This window comes from Candidatus Binatia bacterium (assembly GCA_035631035.1).
Classification (GTDB): domain Bacteria; phylum Eisenbacteria; class RBG-16-71-46; order SZUA-252; family SZUA-252; genus DASQJL01.
The window spans coordinates 86,013-102,946 of record DASQJL010000011.1; the positions used below are offsets into that span (position 1 = coordinate 86,013).

A 16,934-nucleotide genomic window follows, 5' to 3' on the forward strand; every position below is an offset into this window, starting at 1 on the left:
CAGGCATTGGCCACCACTGGTTGGCGCTCCGCTTGACGCGTTTGTTTCTCCCCTGTAATCTATTGCGGTTTCGCGACTTCTGCCCAAGATACCGGAGGCTTCGTGCCGCTCCATCGTCCCCGCGCGCTCATCGTCGACAAGGATTCCGCCGAGACCCATGCGCTGACCGCCGCGCTGGACGCGGACGGGTTCGACGCGAAGTGGGTGAAGGACGGGGAGCAGGCCTTCAATGTCCTGGACGCGCCCGGGCCCGATGAGGCCGGCGCCACGCCACCCGGTCCGGAAGTCGTGATCGCCGAGCTGCGCGCGCAGCGGGTGGACGGGATGCGTCTCCTGGAGGTGGCCCGCCGCCGCAATCCCGAGGTCTGCGTCATCCTGATCGCCGACGCGGGCACGATCGAGCTCGCGACCGAGGCGATGCGCCAAGGGGCTTACGATTTCCAGACCCGCCCCCTGAACCTGCCCAAGATGCTCGCCGTCATCCGCCGCGCCCTCAGCCATCAGCAGCTCGTGGGGCGCGTCTCCGACCTGGCCGAGCGGCTGGAGGAGCGGGCGCGCGTTCCCAGCCTGACGGGAAACTCGCGGGCCATGCAGGACCTCTACGCGCGCATCGCTCAGGTGGCGGGCACGCGCGCCACGGTGCTGATCCAGGGGGAGACCGGGACCGGGAAGGAGCTGATCGCCAAGGCGCTCCACCAGCTCTCGCCGCGCAAGGACGAGCGCTTCGTGAAGCTCCACTGCGCGGAGCTCTCGGAGAACATCATCGAAAGCGAGCTGTTCGGGCACGAGCGGGGCGCCTTCACCGGCGCCGAGCAGCAGCGGCGTGGGCGCTTCGAGCTGGCCGACCAAGGGACGCTGTTCATCGACGAGATCTCCGAGGTCCCGATGAACATCCAGACGAAGCTCCTGCGCGTGCTGCAAGACCGGCAGTTCGAGCGCGTGGGGGGCGAGGAGACGGTGACCGTGGACACGCGGGTGATCGCCGCGGCGAACCGGCCGCTCGACCTGCTCGTCGCGCGCGGGCAGTTCCGCGAAGACCTCTACTATCGCCTGCGGGTCGTGCTGCTGGAGGTGCCGCCGCTCCGGGAGCGCCGCGACGACATCCCGATCCTGGTCGAGGAGTTCATCCAGACGTTCAACAAGGAGCACGCGCGCAAGGTGACGGGGGTGACCCGCGGCGCCGTGGACCGGATGATGCAGTACGACTGGCCGGGGAACGTGCGCGAGCTGAAGAACACCGTCGAGGAGATGGTGCTCTTCACGCAGGGGAAGCGCCCGCTGGACGTGAGCGACCTCCCGATCGCCCTGCGGCAGCAGCGGACCTCGACCGCCCCGGAGCTGAACCTGACGGTGGGGATGTCGATGGCCGAGATCGAGCGCGCCGCCATCGAGGCGACGCTGCGCAGCGTCGGCTACGACAAGCAGAAGGCCGCGGCGGCGCTCGGGATCGGGCTCAGGACGCTGTACCGGAAAGTGAAGGAGTACGGTTTGTAGCCATGCGCGGGGCCTGGCTGGCGATCGCTCTCGCCTGGTCGCCCATTCTCGCGCGGCCTGCCCTGTCCGCGACGATCCATGAGTTTCCCCATCCCTCCGTGGTCGTGCAGTTCCATCCGCGCGGGGACCGGCGGTTTCAGGTTTCCGACCTGGAGGAGGCACTTCGCCTGGGGGCCAGCGCCGCCGAGCTCGATCTCCGGTGGCGTGAGGCCGACTCCAGCGTCGTCTGCTCGCACGACCGGCGCGACGTCGGCGCTGCGCCGTCGCTGGACCAGGCGCTCGCCGTGCTCTTCGGAGTCCAGGACGAGGGATCCACGGTTCAGCACGACGGGCTTCAGTTCTTCCTGGTTCTGGACCTCAAGGAGGAGCAGCCGGCGTTCCATCGCGCTCTGGTCCGTTCGCTGGCCGCTCATGCGGCGCGCTGGGCCAGCTCCGGATCCCCCACTCCCGACCCACGTGGCATCACCGTGGTGATCTCGGGATTCCGCGCGGCCCTGGAGCGTTCGGTCGGGTCCGCGGCGCTGGATACCCTCTGCATCGTGGAGGGCAGGAACTATGGGCGCCGCATCCAGGTTCAGGACGGCCCGAGCCGTTTCCAATGGCTTGCCGTGGACTACCCGATCGACCGCGAGCGCGTTGGCGACTTCCACGAAGGACGCGATCCGCGGGCGCTCGGGCGCTTCAACGTCCGCGTCGTGGCCGCGGGGCCGAACCTGGCTCGCGCGGCGGCTGCGGGAGCGGATGCCGTGAACGCCGACCTCGGGGAAATCGGCGCCGCGATCCGGGCGGTCAGGGCCTGGGCGGGGGCGGAGCGCCGCCCGTGAGCCGCGCGACCTCGGCGCGGAGCAGCGCCGCCTCGCGGGGATCGGGCTCCAGAGAGGCCGCTTCCTGCATCGCGGCGATCCCGTCGGCGGGCCGGTGGAGCTTGTTGATGTAGAGCACCGCCAGGTCGCGTCGCGCGAGGCCGCGCTCGGGCACGCCTTGCGGCACGGCCTCGAACTGGGACGCCGCCTCGTCGAACCGACCCAGCTCGGCCAGGATCTGCGCCACGTTGAGGCGGATCCGGTTGTCTCCGGTCATCTCCAGCGCTGCGTTCAGCTCCGGCAGCGCCTCTTCCTTCCGCCCCAGCTCGCGCAGCGCGAGCCCGCGGTAGAAGTGCCCCGAAGCGCTCCGCGGCAATAGCGCCAGTCCCGCGCGCGCGGCGGCCTCGGCGCCGGCCGCGTTCCCCTTCCCGAGCAGCGCGATGGCCAGCCCGATCTGGAGCTGGCCGTTCATGTTCCTCGAATCCACGAGAAGCCCGCGGTGCGCCCACTCCTCGGCGCGGTCGGGCTGGTTCAGCTTTCCGAAGAGGGCCGACATGTCCGCGCACCAGAGCGCGAGCCTCGTCGTGTGGTTGGGGCGGGGCATCAGCGCGGCGAAGAGGCTCTCGCGCTGAGCCGCCGTGCTGAGGGGTCCCGGCAGCGCGCGCACTTCGATCTCCGGGCCCGACGCCTTCTCGTTGCGCGTGCTCCAGACCAGCCGGCCATGCTCGCGGAGCCAGCGGTAGAAGGCGACCTCGACGGGATAGTTCGCGGAATCGCTCTCGAAGCGGCCCGAGATGCCGGTCGACTGGATGTAGTAGCGGATGCCGTCGAGGAACTCCGGGTGGTAGGCCGGTCGCACCAGAGGGGCCTGGGTCGCGAAGAAGGGCCAGATCAGGAACACCCGCTCGGGCTCGCCGAACACAGGGCCGTACAGCTCGACCACCGCGGGCGCGTCCGTTGGAAGGTTCGCCTGGATCCACTTCCGCGCGACGTGGCGCGTGTCGGGAAGCCGGAGCGTGGAACGGATCTGGGCCAGCTCGGGGAGCGGCCACGCGGCCGCGAGTGCGGCGACCAGCGCGGGAACGGCCAGCGCCCGGCGTCCCTTGAGGCGGGCGCCCGCGCCGGAGCGAAACCGGGCCAGCGCCCATTCGAATCCCGCCGCCGCCGCCAGCACGAGGATCGGCATCGCGACGAGGATGTAGCGCTCCTGCGCCGCCTTCAGCATCCCGTTTACGAGAATCAGCACGCCCGCCGTGCCGACCAGGACGCGCTCGGCGCGGCCGCGCCTCCAGAGGACGACGGAGCCCGCGATCGCCAGGAGATAGGCCGGCCACCCCAGCGCGTGCGGCAGCGAGGCGATCAGGTAGGTCGGAAGCGAGATCGGAAAGGTGGACTGGCCGACCCAGCTCGAGAAGAGGCTCGCTTTCTGGCGATCGAGGTCGCGGAGCGTGGTCTTCCAATCGAGGAGCGTGTAGGGGGTCGCGATGAAGAGGGCGACGGCGGCCGCCGCGATCCCGAGCCACAGGGCCCGGTTCTTCAGCCCGCGCGGATGGGCGAAGAGATAGGGAAGCCCGACGACGAGGGGGACGTACTTGCTCGCCCCCGCCAGGCCGATCATGGCCCCCGCCAGGATCGAGTCGCGCGTCCTTCCCTTCCCGCGCGCGATCCGCACCATCGGAAAGCAGGCGAGCAGCACGAAGAGGAGCCCGAGCAGGTTCGGATCGCTCACGTGCTGCGAGACCAGGATGTGGGGCAGGTTCACGGCCAGGAGGAGCCCCGACCCGATGGCGAGGAAGCGGCCGCCGACGAGCATGCCGAGGCGATAGGTGAGCGCCACCGTGAGGACGCCGACCAGGGCGCCGAGGAGGCGCGCCAGGATGAAGAGGTCGCGCGCGCCGTAGCCGCCCACCACGTAGTCCGAGAACTGGCTGGCGCTCGAACCCGGATGGGTCACCCCGTAGTAGCCCTTGTAGATCTCCTGGGTCGCGAGCGTGGTGTAGAACGAGAGCGCGGGCCATCCGCCGGTGTGGGGGTTCAGGTCGAGCCGGTCCACGCCACCGCGCCACATGGCCCAGGCCCGGCCCATCGTCGTGCGGTCGGTTTCCTCGACGGCGCTGTCCTCGAGGACGTTGATCCCGATGGTGGGGTCGGGCAGCCGGTCCTGGATGCCCCACAGGCGGAGCAGCGCCGCCAGGCAGAGGATCGCGATCAGCCAGCGGTCGAGAGGGGCTCGGGGCTTGCGCGGCGCGGGACGCGGCGCCGGCCCGCGCCGCGCCTCGTGGGAGGCCGCGGCGCGGCGGGGTCCGGACCGTTTGGAGGCAGGTCGGGCCACGCTACCCCGCCCGCCGCTCGAACGCCGTCAACGGGAGTCAGTGTTGCTTGAAGTACTGGACTTCCCGCTCATGCTTTTCCGCTGCCTCCCGCGACTTGAAGGTGCCCAGATTCTTGCGCTTCTTGGTCCTGGGATCGATCTTCCGCGAGTAGAGCCGGTACTCGCCGGTCTTCAGTTTCCGGATCATGACACGCTCCTTCCGCGCCTGCCCGCGGTCCACCCCCGGGGTCCGAGTGCGGAACCCCTTTCAGCATCGTAGCTTCTCCAGTCAAAACCCCGAAGCGCGTCGTTGGGAGCCGCTGCCATTTGGACAGTCATCGCTCGCCGAAGGCGAGCAGGTCTTCCCTCGCGTGGCCTGGGTGCGTCCATGTAAGCTATTTGTTTGCAGATGGCTGCGGCTTCGCCGCGACAGCTGCGCCAAAACCAGGCACGCCGCTTGCGCTATCTAAGTCAGTCGTCGGGGCGCAGCCTCCCAGGCTGCCCATTTGTCACAATCAGAAACTCCCAAACGGGACCAAGAAGGAGTCACACTCATGAACGTGAAGCCGCTTGCGGATCGGATCCTCGTCCGCCGTCTGGAGGAGCCCGAAATGAAGCGCGGGGGCATCATCATCCCGGACACCGCCAAGGAAAAGCCGCAGCAGGGCGAGGTCGTCGCGGTGGGACCGGGCCGCATGACCGAAGAGGGGAAGCGCGTGGCCCTGGACGTCAAGAAGGGCGACAAGATCCTCATGGGCAAGTACTCGGGCACCGAAGTGAAGATCGACGGGACCGATTACCTCATCATGCGCGAGGAGGAAGTTCTCGCGATCGTCGCCGAATCGAAGTAAGGGCGAGGGCCTCAAATAAAGGAGTGATCCAGAATGGCTGCTAAGGAAATTCTCTTCGACGAGAAGGCCCGCCAGGCCATCCTCTCCGGCGTTCAGACGCTGGCGAAGGCGGTCAAGGTGACGCTCGGTCCGCGCGGCCGGAACGTCGTGCTCGACAAGAAGTGGGGATCGCCGACGATCACCAAGGACGGCGTGACGGTGGCGAAGGAGATCGAGCTCGAGGACCGTTACGAGAACATGGGCGCGCAGATGGTGCGCGAGGTCGCCACGAAGACCTCCGAGGTCGCGGGCGACGGCACGACGACGGCGACGGTGCTCGCCGAGTCGATCTTCCGGGAAGGCCTCCGCAACGTGACGGCCGGCTCGAACCCGATGGGCATCAAGCGCGGCATCGATCGCGCGGTCAAGATCGTCGTGGACGAGCTGAAGAAGATCTCCAAGCCGGTCAAGGACCCTAAGGAGATCATGCAGGTCGCGACCATCTCCGCCAACGGCGACGAAGAGATCGGCAAGATCATCGCCGAGGCGATGGAGAAGGTCGGCAAGGACGGCACGATCACGGTCGAGGAAGCCAAGTCGATGGACACCACCCTCGAAGTCGTCGAGGGGATGCAGTTCGACAAGGGCTACATCTCGCCGTACTTCGTGACCGACAAGGAAGGGATGGAGTCGGTCCTCGAGGACGCCTACGTCCTGATCTACGAGAAGAAGCTCTCGAACATGAAGGACCTGCTCCCGGTGCTCGAGAAAGTCGCGCAGAAGGGGAAGCCCTTCCTCGTGATCGCCGAGGACGTCGAGGGTGAGGCGCTCGCGACCCTGGTCGTGAACAAGCTGCGCGGCACGCTGTCGGCCTGCGCGGTGAAGGCGCCGGGCTTCGGAGACCGCCGGAAGGCCATGCTCGAGGACATCGCGATCCTCACGGGCGGCAAGCTGATCAGCGAGGATCTCGGCATCAAGCTGGAGAACGTGAAGCTCGAGGATTGCGGCCGCGCCAAGCGCATCACGGTGGACAAGGAGAACACGACCATCGTCGAGGGCGCGGGCAAGGCGAGCGACATCCAGGGGCGGATCGCGCTCATCAAGCGTCAGATCGAAGACACCACCTCGGACTACGATCGCGAGAAGCTTCAGGAGCGGCTGGCCAAGCTCGCGGGCGGTGTGGCGGTGATCAACGTCGGCGCCGCGACCGAGACCGAGATGAAGGAGAAGAAGGCCCGCGTCGAGGACGCGCTGCACGCGACCCGCGCCGCGGTGGAAGAGGGCATCGTGCCGGGCGGCGGCGTCGCCATGATTCGCTGCATCCCGGCGCTCGACAAGATGGAGCTCACGGGCGACGAGCTGATCGGCGTCAACATCGTCCGTCGCGCCATGGAAGAGCCGCTCCGCCAGATCGTGAACAACGCGGGGCTCGAGGGCTCGATCATCGTCGAGAAGGTGAAGGGCGAGAAGAAGGCCGTCGGCTTCAACGCGGCGACCGAGAAGTACGAGGATCTCTTCGAGGCGGGCGTCGTGGATCCGACCAAGGTGACGCGCTCGGCGCTGCAGAACGCGTCGTCGGTCGCCGGTCTGCTCCTCACGACCGAGGCCCTCGTGACCGAGATCCCCGAGAAGAAGGGCAACAAGGCCGGCGCCGGCATGCCTCCGGGCGGCGGCGGCGGCTACGACGACATGTACTAGGCGGACCTCCGGGCGTAGCCGGCCGCGGCGGTGAACGCGGTCGTCTCTCGCCTCGCCAGGGCGCGCTCGTGGGGGCGCCTGTGGGGGTGTCTATAGGGGCGGGCTCTCCGCAAGGGGAGCCCGCCTTTTGCTTGCGGATCCGGTACTTACTTTCTCAATCGAGCCAGCACGCCGTTCCAGGCGCCGAGCGCGGGCTTGGCCGCCAGGTTCACGTCGACCAATCCCAGCGACGTGAACGGCGCGGCGCTGGGGGGCAGGCCGAGCGCCGCTGCGTCGAGGTCGGCGAAGGTGATCTGGAACCAGCCGATCGCTCCCGCCTGATCGAGCAGGCTCGACTCCCGCTCGATGTAGCGCTTCTGCTTGGCCACGGTCCAGTTCGCGGAGATCGTGGAGTCGGAAGACCAGCCTCCCTCGATCACCATCTCCGGCAGTCCCGTTCCGGACGCGATGCGCGCGTAGTAGTCGAGCGGGATGCTGTCGGGGTCGGTGAATCCGCCGAGGTAGGGATAGGATGAGAGGCCGATCGCCTGGGCGAAGGGAAAGTCGCTTCGGTCGGTCGCGATGCCTACGTACGGTCCGGTTCCACCCAGACGTCCCCATGCGGTCTCCACCTGCACGGTCGTGAAGAGCTTCACGGTCGCATCGTGCGCGCGGAGATCCGTGTACGCGTCGTTCGCCACCTGCTTCACCGCTTGATAGAGGGGAGCTGGCGCCGCGGCGCGGATCAGGTTGGTCTCCGACGCCACGCTCAGGTACTGCGGGTGAATCAGGGTGTCCATCGCGACCACGTAGGCGCGGAAGAGCGCCTGGATCGCGGGCTCGGTCAGCGAACGCCCGGCGGCCTGGAGCGGCGCCGAGTCGCTCGCGCGATCGAGGCCGTTCGTGGGGTCGACGCTCACCACGATCCGCGTCAGTCCTTTCGATCGGAAGCAGTTCGCCAATCCGAGCTGGTTGCTGCGGATCAGCGAATCGGGCGACCGGCCCGCCAGGAGCGATCCCACGGGGGCTCGGTCACGATGAGCGCGGCGTCGGAATGCGGGGCGAACGCATCGATCGTCTCGACGATGGACTGGACGCTGGGCTTGGGGGGAAAGGACGAGAATCCCATGAAGTAGGTTCGTGTGGCGGCGGGCGGCCGGAAGAGGCTCTTCTTGTCGCCGCCGCATCCGGCGAGCGCGGCGAGGAGCGTCGTGCACGTGAGAAGGAGGAGTGCCGCCGGCCGGACGTTCATTTCCGCCAGGATGGGTCGGGATCTATCCCCGATCAACAGAGAAGCTTCGGCGCGGGTCGGGATCCGGCCTTTCCGGTGTGTCCAGGGGCCAAAGGTACCCTTGGCCCGCCTCCCCGGCGGGGCTACGGTGAGAGCAACACTCCCAAGAGCCGGGCATTTCCGAGGTCCCAATGCGACATTCGATGCCCGCCCTGCTCGCGGTGGCGGCACTCGTGTTCTTGCTGGCGCCTTGCCTCGCGAGCGGGGCGAGCCGCACCGCTCTCGATCTCCAGGGCACCTGGATCTGGGACGCTAGCTATCGCGCCCAGGGAGCCGGGCAGACCCCTCGTTCCTCCGGATACGGCCTGCGGCTGACCATCGGGTCCAACGGCTCCTACACGTTGATCGAACAGGACTCGGCCAGCGCCTATTCCCGCTGCGCGGGCCGGCTTCGGACCGATCCCAATCGCCCCGTCGCTGGCGGCGCCGCGTTCGCGTCCCTCACGATCACGGGATGGGAGCCGCGCTATGACGCGTACACGGCGGCCCTGCAGGGCCGCGACACGCTGCTCCTCTACCCGGCGCGTCCGGGAACCGGTCACGCCGATGCCGCGGTCCAGCGCTTCGTGCGCGCCGGCCGCGATGCCGACAAGACGCCCCGGATCTATTCCCGCGCGTTGCGCCCGCCGCGCCTCGTCTCGGAGGGGTACGGCGCGTACGACGTCGCGCCGCCGGATTCGGCGGGCCGCCTGGCCCGGCTGACGCCCCTGTTCCGCAAAGCGCCGGATCGCGACTATTCGGAGCCGGTGCGCGCCGCGTACCGCTACCGCCACGATCAGACCCCATCGGCCGTGATCGGCGATTTCGACGGAGACGGCGTCTACGACGTCGCCCTGTTCGGAACGGCCGGACCGGACGCCGAGGCGATCTGCGTCCTGGACTGGAATCGGGCGGGGCAGGTCGTCGTGCTCGGCAAGGAACCGGCGCGGGCAGGCGAGCCGGGGCTCTACCTCGAGCTGGTCCCGAAAGGCAGCCGCGTCATGGGGCCATCCGGAGAAGCGGTGCTCTCGTACGACGCGATCCGCGCTGTTCACTCCGGCGGCCAGCGCGAGCTCTTCACGTGGAACGGCACGGCGCTCGCCTCGTCCATCGAGCGCTGATTCCCGCGGAGCGCGGGCGGGTGGGTCAGAGGCCGAGAAGGTGTTTTCGGAAGGGCCGTCCCAGGCGAGGCTTGGGACCGAGCGCGCAGGCGAAGTAGGCGTCGGCGAAGGCCTTCCCCGGGATCGTTCCGAGGAGCACCCCTCCGATCTCGACGTCGGAGCCGTGGCCGGGAAGATAGACGAGCGTGATCTCGTCACCGGGCACGAAGTCGTGAATCCACCCGGCGAGCGTCTGGAATTGCGCCTTCACCTCGGGTCCCGCGTCCGGCGTGTTCTGTTCGAGACTCTTGAACCACTCCGTGCGCACGCGCTTCGCGCTGACGCGCCGGAAGAAGTGCGTCACGTACCTCCGCGGAAGGTCTGCGCTCAGGATTTTCGAAGCATCGTTTTCGGGTTGTTCCAGCCATAGACCGGCCGCCAGGATTCGAATCCCGAATTTCGAATAGAGGGCGGTGCCGTTGAGGCGGAGGAGCTGCTCTCCGACCCGGAACGTGTCCGGCATCTCGACCCCGGCGACGACGCGCGCCCGTGCCGGCGGCGCGTACAGGAGGGCCAGGGCGGCGAGCACCAGGAGGAGTCCCCGGCCTCGCGGCTCCAGAACCCTGACCGCGACTGCAGAATTTCGGATGGCCATAGCCTTCAAGAGTACACGTTTCGGGGCCCAACTCCGGCCCGCTTGCTCGATTTGATCGCTTTGCCGGATAATCAACCGAGCCCAGCCCATCATGGAGACGTCCGCCTTTCCCAGCCCTGAGTCGCCGCCGCCCGGCTCTCCCGCGCCCGAGCTCCTCATCACGGGCGAGCTCCTCCATCGCGCCAAGCAGGGGGATGAGGCCGCTCTGAACGCGCTCATGGCCCGCTACCGTCCCCGCCTCCAGCGCTGGGCCAGCGGGCGGCTTCCGCGCTACGCGCGATCGCTCCTCGACACGGGGGACCTGGTCCAGGAGACGCTGCTCAAGGCGATCGAGGGGCTGGATCAGATCGAGGTGCGCGGCCCCGGGGTGTTCCAGGCCTACGTTCGCCAGGCGGTGCTCAACCGTATCAAGGATCAGGTGCGCTGGGCTCGCCGCCGGCCGGGGCCGGACGGGGTCCCCGAAGACCTGATCGACGTGAGCCCCTCGCCGCTGGAGAGCGCGATCGGCTCGGATGTCCTGCGACGCTTCGAGGGCGCGCTCGCGCGCCTGACCGACGACGAACGACAGCTCCTTCATCTCCGCATCGAGCTCGATTTCGATTACGAGGAAATCGCGGCCGTGACGGAACGGGCGACCCGCGACGCCGCGCGCATGGCGGTCCAGCGCGCCCTGCGCAAACTCGCCGACATCATGGGCCATGAACGCTGACGATCCGCTGCACGACAGCCTGGACGAGCTGGCCAGCTCGGTCTCCGACGGCGCGCCGATCGATTGGGGCGCCGCGCGCACGGACGCGCTCTCGCCCGAGAACGACGCCTCCTTCCGCGCGCTTCAGGATCTCGCCAAGATCGCCGCGTTCAACCGCGCGCTCCAGCGCGAGCCCGATGGCCATGCCCCGGATGCCGCAGCCGAGGCGGGAACGGAGGTGGAACCGACCGGCGGCGCCGACGAGCCGGGGCGCTGGGGCCACTTCACCCTCCTCGAGCCGATCGGCGCCGGCGCGGCCGGCGAGGTGTGGCGCGCATGGGACGCCTCCCTCCATCGGGAGGTCGCGGTCAAGTTCCTCCAGGGGCGCGCCAAGGACGGTCCGGAGCCGCCCGCCTCCGCCGCGGCCAGTCCCTCGGCCTCGCTCCTCGGCGAGGCGCGCGCGCTGGCCCGGGTGCGCCACCCCAGCGTCGTCGCCGTGTACGGCATCGCCGAGCTCGAGGGGCGCCCCGGCATGTGGATGGAGCTTCTCCGGGGCCGCACGCTCGCGAGCGAGATCGAGAGCAAGGGAGCGCTGCCTCCCGTGGAAACCGCGCGCATCGGCGCCCAGCTCTGCGCCGCGCTGGAGGCGATCGATCAGGCAGGGCTCGTCCATCGCGACATGAAGCCGGCCAACGTCGTGCTCGAATCGGACGGGCGCGTCGTGCTCACCGATTTCGGCCTGGGATGGCGGCGGCGGCTGATTCCCGCTGACGCGCCGCGGAAGGGCTCGGGGACGCCACTCTTCATGTCGCCCGACCTCCTCGACGGCGGCCCGCCGACGCCGCGGACCGACCTCTACGCGCTGGGGGTGACGCTCCGCTGGGCGCTGACCGGTCATCCGCCGTTCCACGCGCGGACCCTGGAAGAGCTGCGGCAGGAGGCGCTGCGCGGACCCGCGCGGCCGCTCTCCAGCGAGCGCCCCGACGCTCCCGCCGGACTGATCGCCGCGATCGAGCGCGCGATGAACGCGGGTCCCGAGCGCCCGGGTCCGTTCACCGCGTCGGCCATGCGGTCGCTGCTCCAGCCGATCGCGGACGAGGGCACGGACGAGGCGCGGCGGGGGCCGCGGTCGCGGTCGCGCCGGGCCTCGGTCGCGGTCCTGCCGTTCCTGAACCGCAGCGACGAGGCGGACGAGTATTTCTCCGAAGGCCTGGCCGACGAGATGATCAGCGTGCTCTCCACCATCCGCGGCCTCCACGTGGCGGCGCGCACGTCGGCGTTCCAGTTCAAGGGGAAGAGCGAGGACCTGGCGGTCATCGCCCGGAAGCTGGGCGTGGAGACGATCCTCGAGGGGAGCGTTCGCAAGGCCGGCGACCGCGTGCGGATCTCGGCCCGGCTGGTGCGCGCCTCGGACGGAGACCAGCTCTGGGCCGAGACCTTCGACCGCCGCATCGACGACATCTTCGCGGTGCAGGACGACATCGCCCAGTGCGTGGTCCAGGAGCTGCGCGCCGCACTCCTGCCCGGCGACGCGCCGGTCGCGGCCCCCGAGGCGATCCGGGCCGAGGTGGCCGACGCGGTGCGCGGCCGCGGGCGCGATCCCGAGGCGCACCGCCTCTACCTCCAGGGACGCTTCTTCGCCAACCGGAAAACGCCCGAGGATCTCTCGCGCGCCATCGGGCTCCTGCGGGAGGCCGTGGAGCGCGATCCCTCCGACGCGCTCGCATGGGCCGAGCTGGGGAACGCTCATGCCGACGAGGCGTACTTCGGCATGCGGTCCAACGAGGACGGGTACGCGCGGGCACGCGAGGCGGTCGCGCGCGCGCTGACGCTGGAGCCCGATCTCGCGCCGGCCCACGCGCGGATGGCGCGGATCCAGTTCGTGCACGATCGGGACTGGGCGCGGGCCGAGGCTTCCTTCCTGCGCGCGCTCGATCGCGATCCCAACAACGCCACCGCGCTCCACGGCGCGGCGATCCTGCTCCAGGCGCTGGGGCGCTCCGACGAGGCGGTGCGGATGAACCTCCGCGCCATCGCTCTGGATCCCCTGAGCGCGGCATCGCAGAACAACCTGGGATGCGTCTACTACGAGTCGGGCCGGCTGGCCGAGGCGGAAGCCGCGCTCCGGATGGCCCTGGAGCTGTCCCCGAACCGCTACGGCACGCGCTCGTTCCTGGCGCAGGTGCTGATGGAACAGGGGCGCGGCGAGGAGGCGTTCCAGGAGGCGGTTCGCGAGCCCGACGACGTCTATCGCCTCCTCACGCTCGCGATCGTTCACCGTCGCCAGGATCGCGAGGCCGAGTCGCTCGAGGCGATCCGCGAGCTCGCCGCCAAGCACGGCGAGGAGTTCGGATTGCAGGTGGCCGAGGCCCACGGAGCCTGCGGCCATGCCGACGAGGCGTTCGCGTGGCTGGAGCGCGCGCTCGAGCGCCGCGACAGCGGCCTCATGCACATCAAGCCCAGCCCCCACTTCCGATCCGTCCGGTCCGACCCCAGATGGAGCGCCTTCCTGAAGAAGCTGGGCCTCGACGACTGAGCGGCGGCTCCCGCCCCCGGGAGCGCTCTTTTTTCTTTCGCGACGGCGCGCGCGGCCTCACGCTAGGGTTCCCCCCCATCGACGAAGCGCGCCGGATCACCGGAGGATACGATGAAGCGATTCCTGTTCGGCTGGGCCGCGGCTTGCCTGGTTCTCGGCGCGGCGCTCGCGATGCCACCATCGCATGCGTCCGCCGCGACCCGAGACCGCGCGGCCGAGGTGCGCGCCGCGGAGCGCGCATTCGCAAAGACGATGGCGGACCGAGATCTCAAGTCCTTCGGCGGCTATATCGCCGTGGAGGGCGTGTTCTTCGGGCGGAACGGCGCGATCCGGGGACGCAAAGCGGTGGTGGAGGCCTGGACGAAGTTCTTCGATGGCCCGGAAGCCCCCTTTTCCTGGGATCCGGAGACGATCGAAGTCTTGAAGTCGGGCAAGCTCGCGCTGTCGAGCGGCCCGGTGAAGGATCCCAAAGGCACCGTGATCGGCACCTTCAGCACGATCTGGCGGCTCGAACCCGACGGCAAGTGGCGCGTCGTGTTCGACAAGGGCTGCCCGGTGTGCGAGCCGGAAACCAAGCCCTGACGGGAGGAATTACAGGTCAGGCTTCGGACTCGGACCGAAGCAGGTAACCGAGGTCGCCGCCGTAGCGAACCTGTTCCTGACGCCCCAGCGCGAAGGACCACGTGATCGATCGGGGAGGCTCCAGGAGGTTCCGGTAGGCGATCGACATCTGTCGCGCGGCCTCGGGGAGCGGGACGCGCCCGGTTCTCGTGCCCAGGCCGGGGCAGGCCACGATCCCGATCGGGCGCGCTCCACTTCCGTTGTGGCGGCGGACCGCAAGGAGCATGGAGCTCATCGCACGGTAGACGTTATCGGTTCGCGCGATGGTCATCGGGGTCCGCATCGTGGGCGTGTGGGCCAGGTACGGGTGTTGCGGATGCCCCGTTTCCACGATCATGGAGGTCCCGACCGGCTGCTCTCCGAGGTATTCGTCCAGGATCCGGCACTGGACGCGCTCCATGAGGTCCTGCCCGAAGAACCGCGTGATGGCGGCGTCCACGCCGCCATCCATCAACCCGAACGAATTGGCCGCGGACACCATGCAGTCGAATGCGGAGAGCCCTTCGAAGCGCCCGCAGACCACATGGACCTCGGATCTTCCCCGAAACGCTTCTTCCCAGGCTGCGCACAACTCGGGCTTGGGATCCACGAGGACCAGCTCGAAGCCCAAACCATCGCTCACGGAATCCGGACCACTCTCCCCGACTGCGGGGCTTCGTCCGATGTGACGCGCCAGTAGTAGACGCCGGCCGGCGCGCGGCCGCCGTTCGCGTCGGTGCCGTCCCACTCCACCCGCTGCGCGCCCGCGGGGCGCCAGGAGGAGGGGAGGCGCTTCACCAGCGAGCCGCGCGCGTCGAACACCAGGACCTCCGCCTTTCCGGAGTGCGCGAGCGCGAAGCGGATGGCCGTCCCCGTCGAGAACGGATTGGGAGCGCTGAACGCGCGCGGGGCGCCGCTCGCCTGGGTCGTCGCGACCGCCGCGGCGCCGGTCCACCATCCGATGTCCGCGAACAGGTACTGGTTCAGGTCGGGGCTGTCGGTGAGGCCGGAGTTGATGAAGGGTTCCTCGAGAAGGTCCGGCGTCGCCGAGACGTCGAAGTGCGACACCGACGATCCCGACTCGAGCGGGTTCGGCGCGTAGAGCTTCACCCTCCCCTGCGTGTCGGTGCCCGCGAGGTGGGCGGCGTCGACGCCGATGGTCGCGATGACGCCGACCCCGAGCTGTCCCTTGATCGCGGTCGCATCGGCCTGCGTGATGCTCACGACGGGAATCGTGACGCTCGGATCCGACCCGGTCATCCCGGGGGGCGCTCCGGCCACGTTGTTGCCGATGATGACGGCGATCGCGCCGGCCGCCTGCGCCGCCGCGGCCTTGGACACGAAGGTGCACGTCCCGCGATCGATCAGCGCGATCTTCCCGGCGATCTGCGCCCCGTTCACGATCGGCTCGCAGGCGTCGCTCGTCGTGCCCACCCCGTCGTTCACCAGCACGACCTGACCCTGGAGGGGCGGGTTGGGAGGCGGGGAGCCGAAATCGGCGGTTCCGTAATCCTTCTCTCCGGCGATCGCGGCCGGCGAGTCGATCCGCACGATGGCCGCCGGCCCCAGGAACAGGTGGGCCGCGTTGGTCACGAAGGAGCCGTCCCAGACGAGGTTCCCGGTGTTGAGCGCCGAATTCGAGCGCTGGTTGCTGGTCATCTGGTCCCAGTGCTCGTTCAGGGTCCGGTCGAAGAGGTGGCGCGTGTAGACGTCCGGCTTGCCGTTCTGGAATCCGCCGGTCGAGAGATTCGTGAAGGTCTGGAATCCCAGTCCATGGCTCAGCTCGTGCAGCACCACGGCGAGGAGATCGATGTCGTTCCCCTCGTTATGGTCATAGCCGTAGTACCAGCCGGAATTGCCGAGGCAGGTCGAGTTGTCGACGCTGGAATTGAAGTGCGCGGTGATGTCGCTCAGGGTGGTGGCGAGGTCGGTTCCCGCCAGCTTGTTCGCGAGCGCGATCGGGTACCAGGTGTTCGCCAGAGGCGCCCCGGCGAAATCGCTCGCCAGCGTGACCGCTCCCGCGCTGCCCAGGACGCCGCTGACCGAGTCGCAAGGGGTGAGGGGGTCGAAGCGGGCTTCCACGCGGATCGTCACGTTGTCGGGGAGGTACGCGCCCCAGATCTTCCCCGCGGTCTGGAACACGTTGAGCCGCTGCTGGCCCAGGGTCGTCCCCGGGTTTCCACCAATCGGCGCGGCGGGAGTCGGATCGTTGAAGCCCTCGCCCGCCCCATCGAGGTTGATCAGGACGAAGGATCCGGCCTCGGCGAGCGGTGCGCCCAGGAGGAGGATCGCGGCGGCCGCCGCGCCGAGGATCGACAGGCGCCCGGTGCGGGTCATTTCGCCTCCCGCGCTGCCGAAACCGGCGTCGAGAGCACCCGCGTTGCCGTGGCGGAATCGGACGCGCAGCTGGTCCGGAACCGTCCCGATGCGTCGCGCCGGGCGACCTCGAATACCATGTGCCGTCCGTTCAGGTGGATCATCTCGCCGCCTCCCGGGATCCGCTCGACCGGAAGGGTCTCGTCCATCTCCGGCGCCGCCGGCGCGAGCGCCGCTTGGGCCGCGCGCCGCTGCTCCGCCGTCGGCCTCGTGGGACGCCGCGTCACCGGATCGAGGGCGATCCAGATCCCCGGGAGCGGCGGGGCGAGCAGGTTCGCACCCTCGGCGGGTACGGGATCGCCCGGCAGCCATCCGGGTCTCCAGGAGAAGGTCCAGGCGCTGCGACGGGCGGCGCCGGCATCGCACGAGGGAGCGGCGGACGCGGGAGGCGCCACGAGGCCGGTGAGCGCGAGCGGACCTGCGAGTGCCATCGCGACGGCGACGGCGGAAGCCACGATCCGGGGAACGCGGGGAGATGGGGAGCGTTGCATGCGGACCTCCTCGACGCCACGCGACGGCCCCGGCTCGGGAGCGGAAAACAGGGATGCGGCCGGACGTCGTGGGAGCCTCTATTCTACCGCATCACAGGGCTAC

At 69.3% G+C, this 16,934-nt stretch carries 16 protein-coding genes; 8 read left to right on the forward strand and 8 right to left on the reverse strand.

Going from position 1 to position 16,934, the window contains the following annotated elements:
• The first annotated feature begins 102 nt into the window (after window positions 1–102).
• Window positions 103–1,494, forward strand: coding sequence for a sigma-54 dependent transcriptional regulator (locus VE326_01170; protein ID HYJ31806.1), 1,392 nt, complete (start codon window positions 103–105; stop codon window positions 1,492–1,494).
• A gap of 2 nt (window positions 1,495–1,496) precedes the next feature.
• Window positions 1,497–2,318 carry a hypothetical protein gene (locus tag VE326_01175; GenBank protein ID HYJ31807.1) on the forward strand — a complete coding sequence of 274 codons (822 nt, stop codon included), beginning with the start codon at window positions 1,497–1,499 and terminating at the stop codon, window positions 2,316–2,318.
• On the opposite strand, the gene VE326_01180 is transcribed toward VE326_01175, so the two are convergent.
• Together VE326_01180 and VE326_01185 are read right to left on the reverse strand one after the other, a co-directional pair.
• Window positions 2,284–4,629, reverse strand: a complete 2,346-nt coding sequence (locus VE326_01180; GenBank protein ID HYJ31808.1) for a glycosyltransferase family 39 protein — start codon at window positions 4,627–4,629, stop codon at window positions 2,284–2,286. The genes VE326_01175 and VE326_01180 overlap by 35 nt on opposite strands.
• 37 nt (window positions 4,630–4,666) lie before the next feature.
• The gene (locus VE326_01185) at window positions 4,667–4,816 is read right to left on the reverse strand and encodes a hypothetical protein (protein HYJ31809.1); all 150 of its coding nucleotides are present in this window, start codon (window positions 4,814–4,816) and stop codon (window positions 4,667–4,669) included.
• 346 nt (window positions 4,817–5,162) lie between these two features.
• On the opposite strand from VE326_01185, the gene groES reads away from it, so the two are divergent.
• Both groES and groL read left to right on the forward strand, forming a co-directional pair.
• Window positions 5,163–5,459 carry a co-chaperone GroES gene (groES, locus tag VE326_01190; GenBank protein HYJ31810.1) on the forward strand — a complete coding sequence of 99 codons (297 nt, stop codon included), beginning with the start codon at window positions 5,163–5,165 and terminating at the stop codon, window positions 5,457–5,459.
• 33 nt (window positions 5,460–5,492) lie between these two features.
• Entirely contained in the window at window positions 5,493–7,136 is a 1,644-nt protein-coding gene (groL, locus tag VE326_01195) for a chaperonin GroEL (GenBank protein ID HYJ31811.1), read from the forward strand.
• A 146-nt stretch (window positions 7,137–7,282) separates the two neighbouring features.
• Here groL and VE326_01200 read toward each other — a convergent pair whose 3' ends face one another.
• Both VE326_01200 and VE326_01205 read right to left on the reverse strand, forming a co-directional pair.
• A complete protein-coding gene (locus VE326_01200) occupies window positions 7,283–8,137 on the reverse strand; it encodes a hypothetical protein (GenBank protein HYJ31812.1) in 855 nt (284 codons plus the stop codon).
• A complete protein-coding gene (locus VE326_01205) occupies window positions 8,098–8,367 on the reverse strand; it encodes a hypothetical protein (protein HYJ31813.1) in 270 nt (89 codons plus the stop codon). The genes VE326_01200 and VE326_01205 overlap by 40 nt, the downstream gene beginning before the upstream one ends.
• Window positions 8,368–8,537: 170 nt before the next feature.
• On the opposite strand from VE326_01205, the gene VE326_01210 reads away from it, so the two are divergent.
• Window positions 8,538–9,506, forward strand: a complete 969-nt coding sequence (locus tag VE326_01210) for a hypothetical protein (protein ID HYJ31814.1) — start codon at window positions 8,538–8,540, stop codon at window positions 9,504–9,506.
• Between the two features lie 25 nt (window positions 9,507–9,531).
• Here VE326_01210 and VE326_01215 read toward each other — a convergent pair whose 3' ends face one another.
• Entirely contained in the window at window positions 9,532–10,140 is a 609-nt protein-coding gene (locus tag VE326_01215; GenBank protein ID HYJ31815.1) for a chalcone isomerase family protein, read from the reverse strand.
• Between the two features lie 91 nt (window positions 10,141–10,231).
• On the opposite strand from VE326_01215, the gene VE326_01220 reads away from it, so the two are divergent.
• The 3 genes from VE326_01220 to VE326_01230 all read left to right on the forward strand — a co-directional run bounded on the left by VE326_01220 (window position 10,232) and on the right by VE326_01230 (window position 13,946).
• Complete coding sequence (locus VE326_01220; protein HYJ31816.1) at window positions 10,232–10,849, forward strand: RNA polymerase sigma factor; 618 nt, start codon at window positions 10,232–10,234, stop codon at window positions 10,847–10,849.
• A complete protein-coding gene (locus VE326_01225) occupies window positions 10,839–13,364 on the forward strand; it encodes a protein kinase (GenBank protein HYJ31817.1) in 2,526 nt (841 codons plus the stop codon). The genes VE326_01220 and VE326_01225 overlap by 11 nt, the downstream gene beginning before the upstream one ends.
• A 111-nt stretch (window positions 13,365–13,475) precedes the next feature.
• Window positions 13,476–13,946 (forward strand): nuclear transport factor 2 family protein, encoded by a 471-nt coding sequence (locus VE326_01230; GenBank protein HYJ31818.1) that lies wholly within the window; start codon window positions 13,476–13,478, stop codon window positions 13,944–13,946.
• Window positions 13,947–13,962: 16 nt separating this feature from the next.
• Here the strand turns inward: VE326_01230 and VE326_01235 are convergent, their stop codons facing one another.
• The 3 genes from VE326_01235 to VE326_01245 are packed head-to-tail and all read right to left on the reverse strand — an operon-like array spanning window position 13,963 to window position 16,831.
• Entirely contained in the window at window positions 13,963–14,607 is a 645-nt protein-coding gene (locus VE326_01235) for a macro domain-containing protein (GenBank protein HYJ31819.1), read from the reverse strand.
• A complete protein-coding gene (locus tag VE326_01240) occupies window positions 14,604–16,301 on the reverse strand; it encodes a PA domain-containing protein (GenBank protein ID HYJ31820.1) in 1,698 nt (565 codons plus the stop codon). Before VE326_01240 ends, VE326_01235 begins: the two co-directional genes overlap by 4 nt.
• Window positions 16,298–16,831 carry a hypothetical protein gene (locus VE326_01245; protein HYJ31821.1) on the reverse strand — a complete coding sequence of 178 codons (534 nt, stop codon included), beginning with the start codon at window positions 16,829–16,831 and terminating at the stop codon, window positions 16,298–16,300. The genes VE326_01240 and VE326_01245 overlap by 4 nt, the downstream gene beginning before the upstream one ends.
• Window positions 16,832–16,934 lie beyond the last annotated feature (103 nt).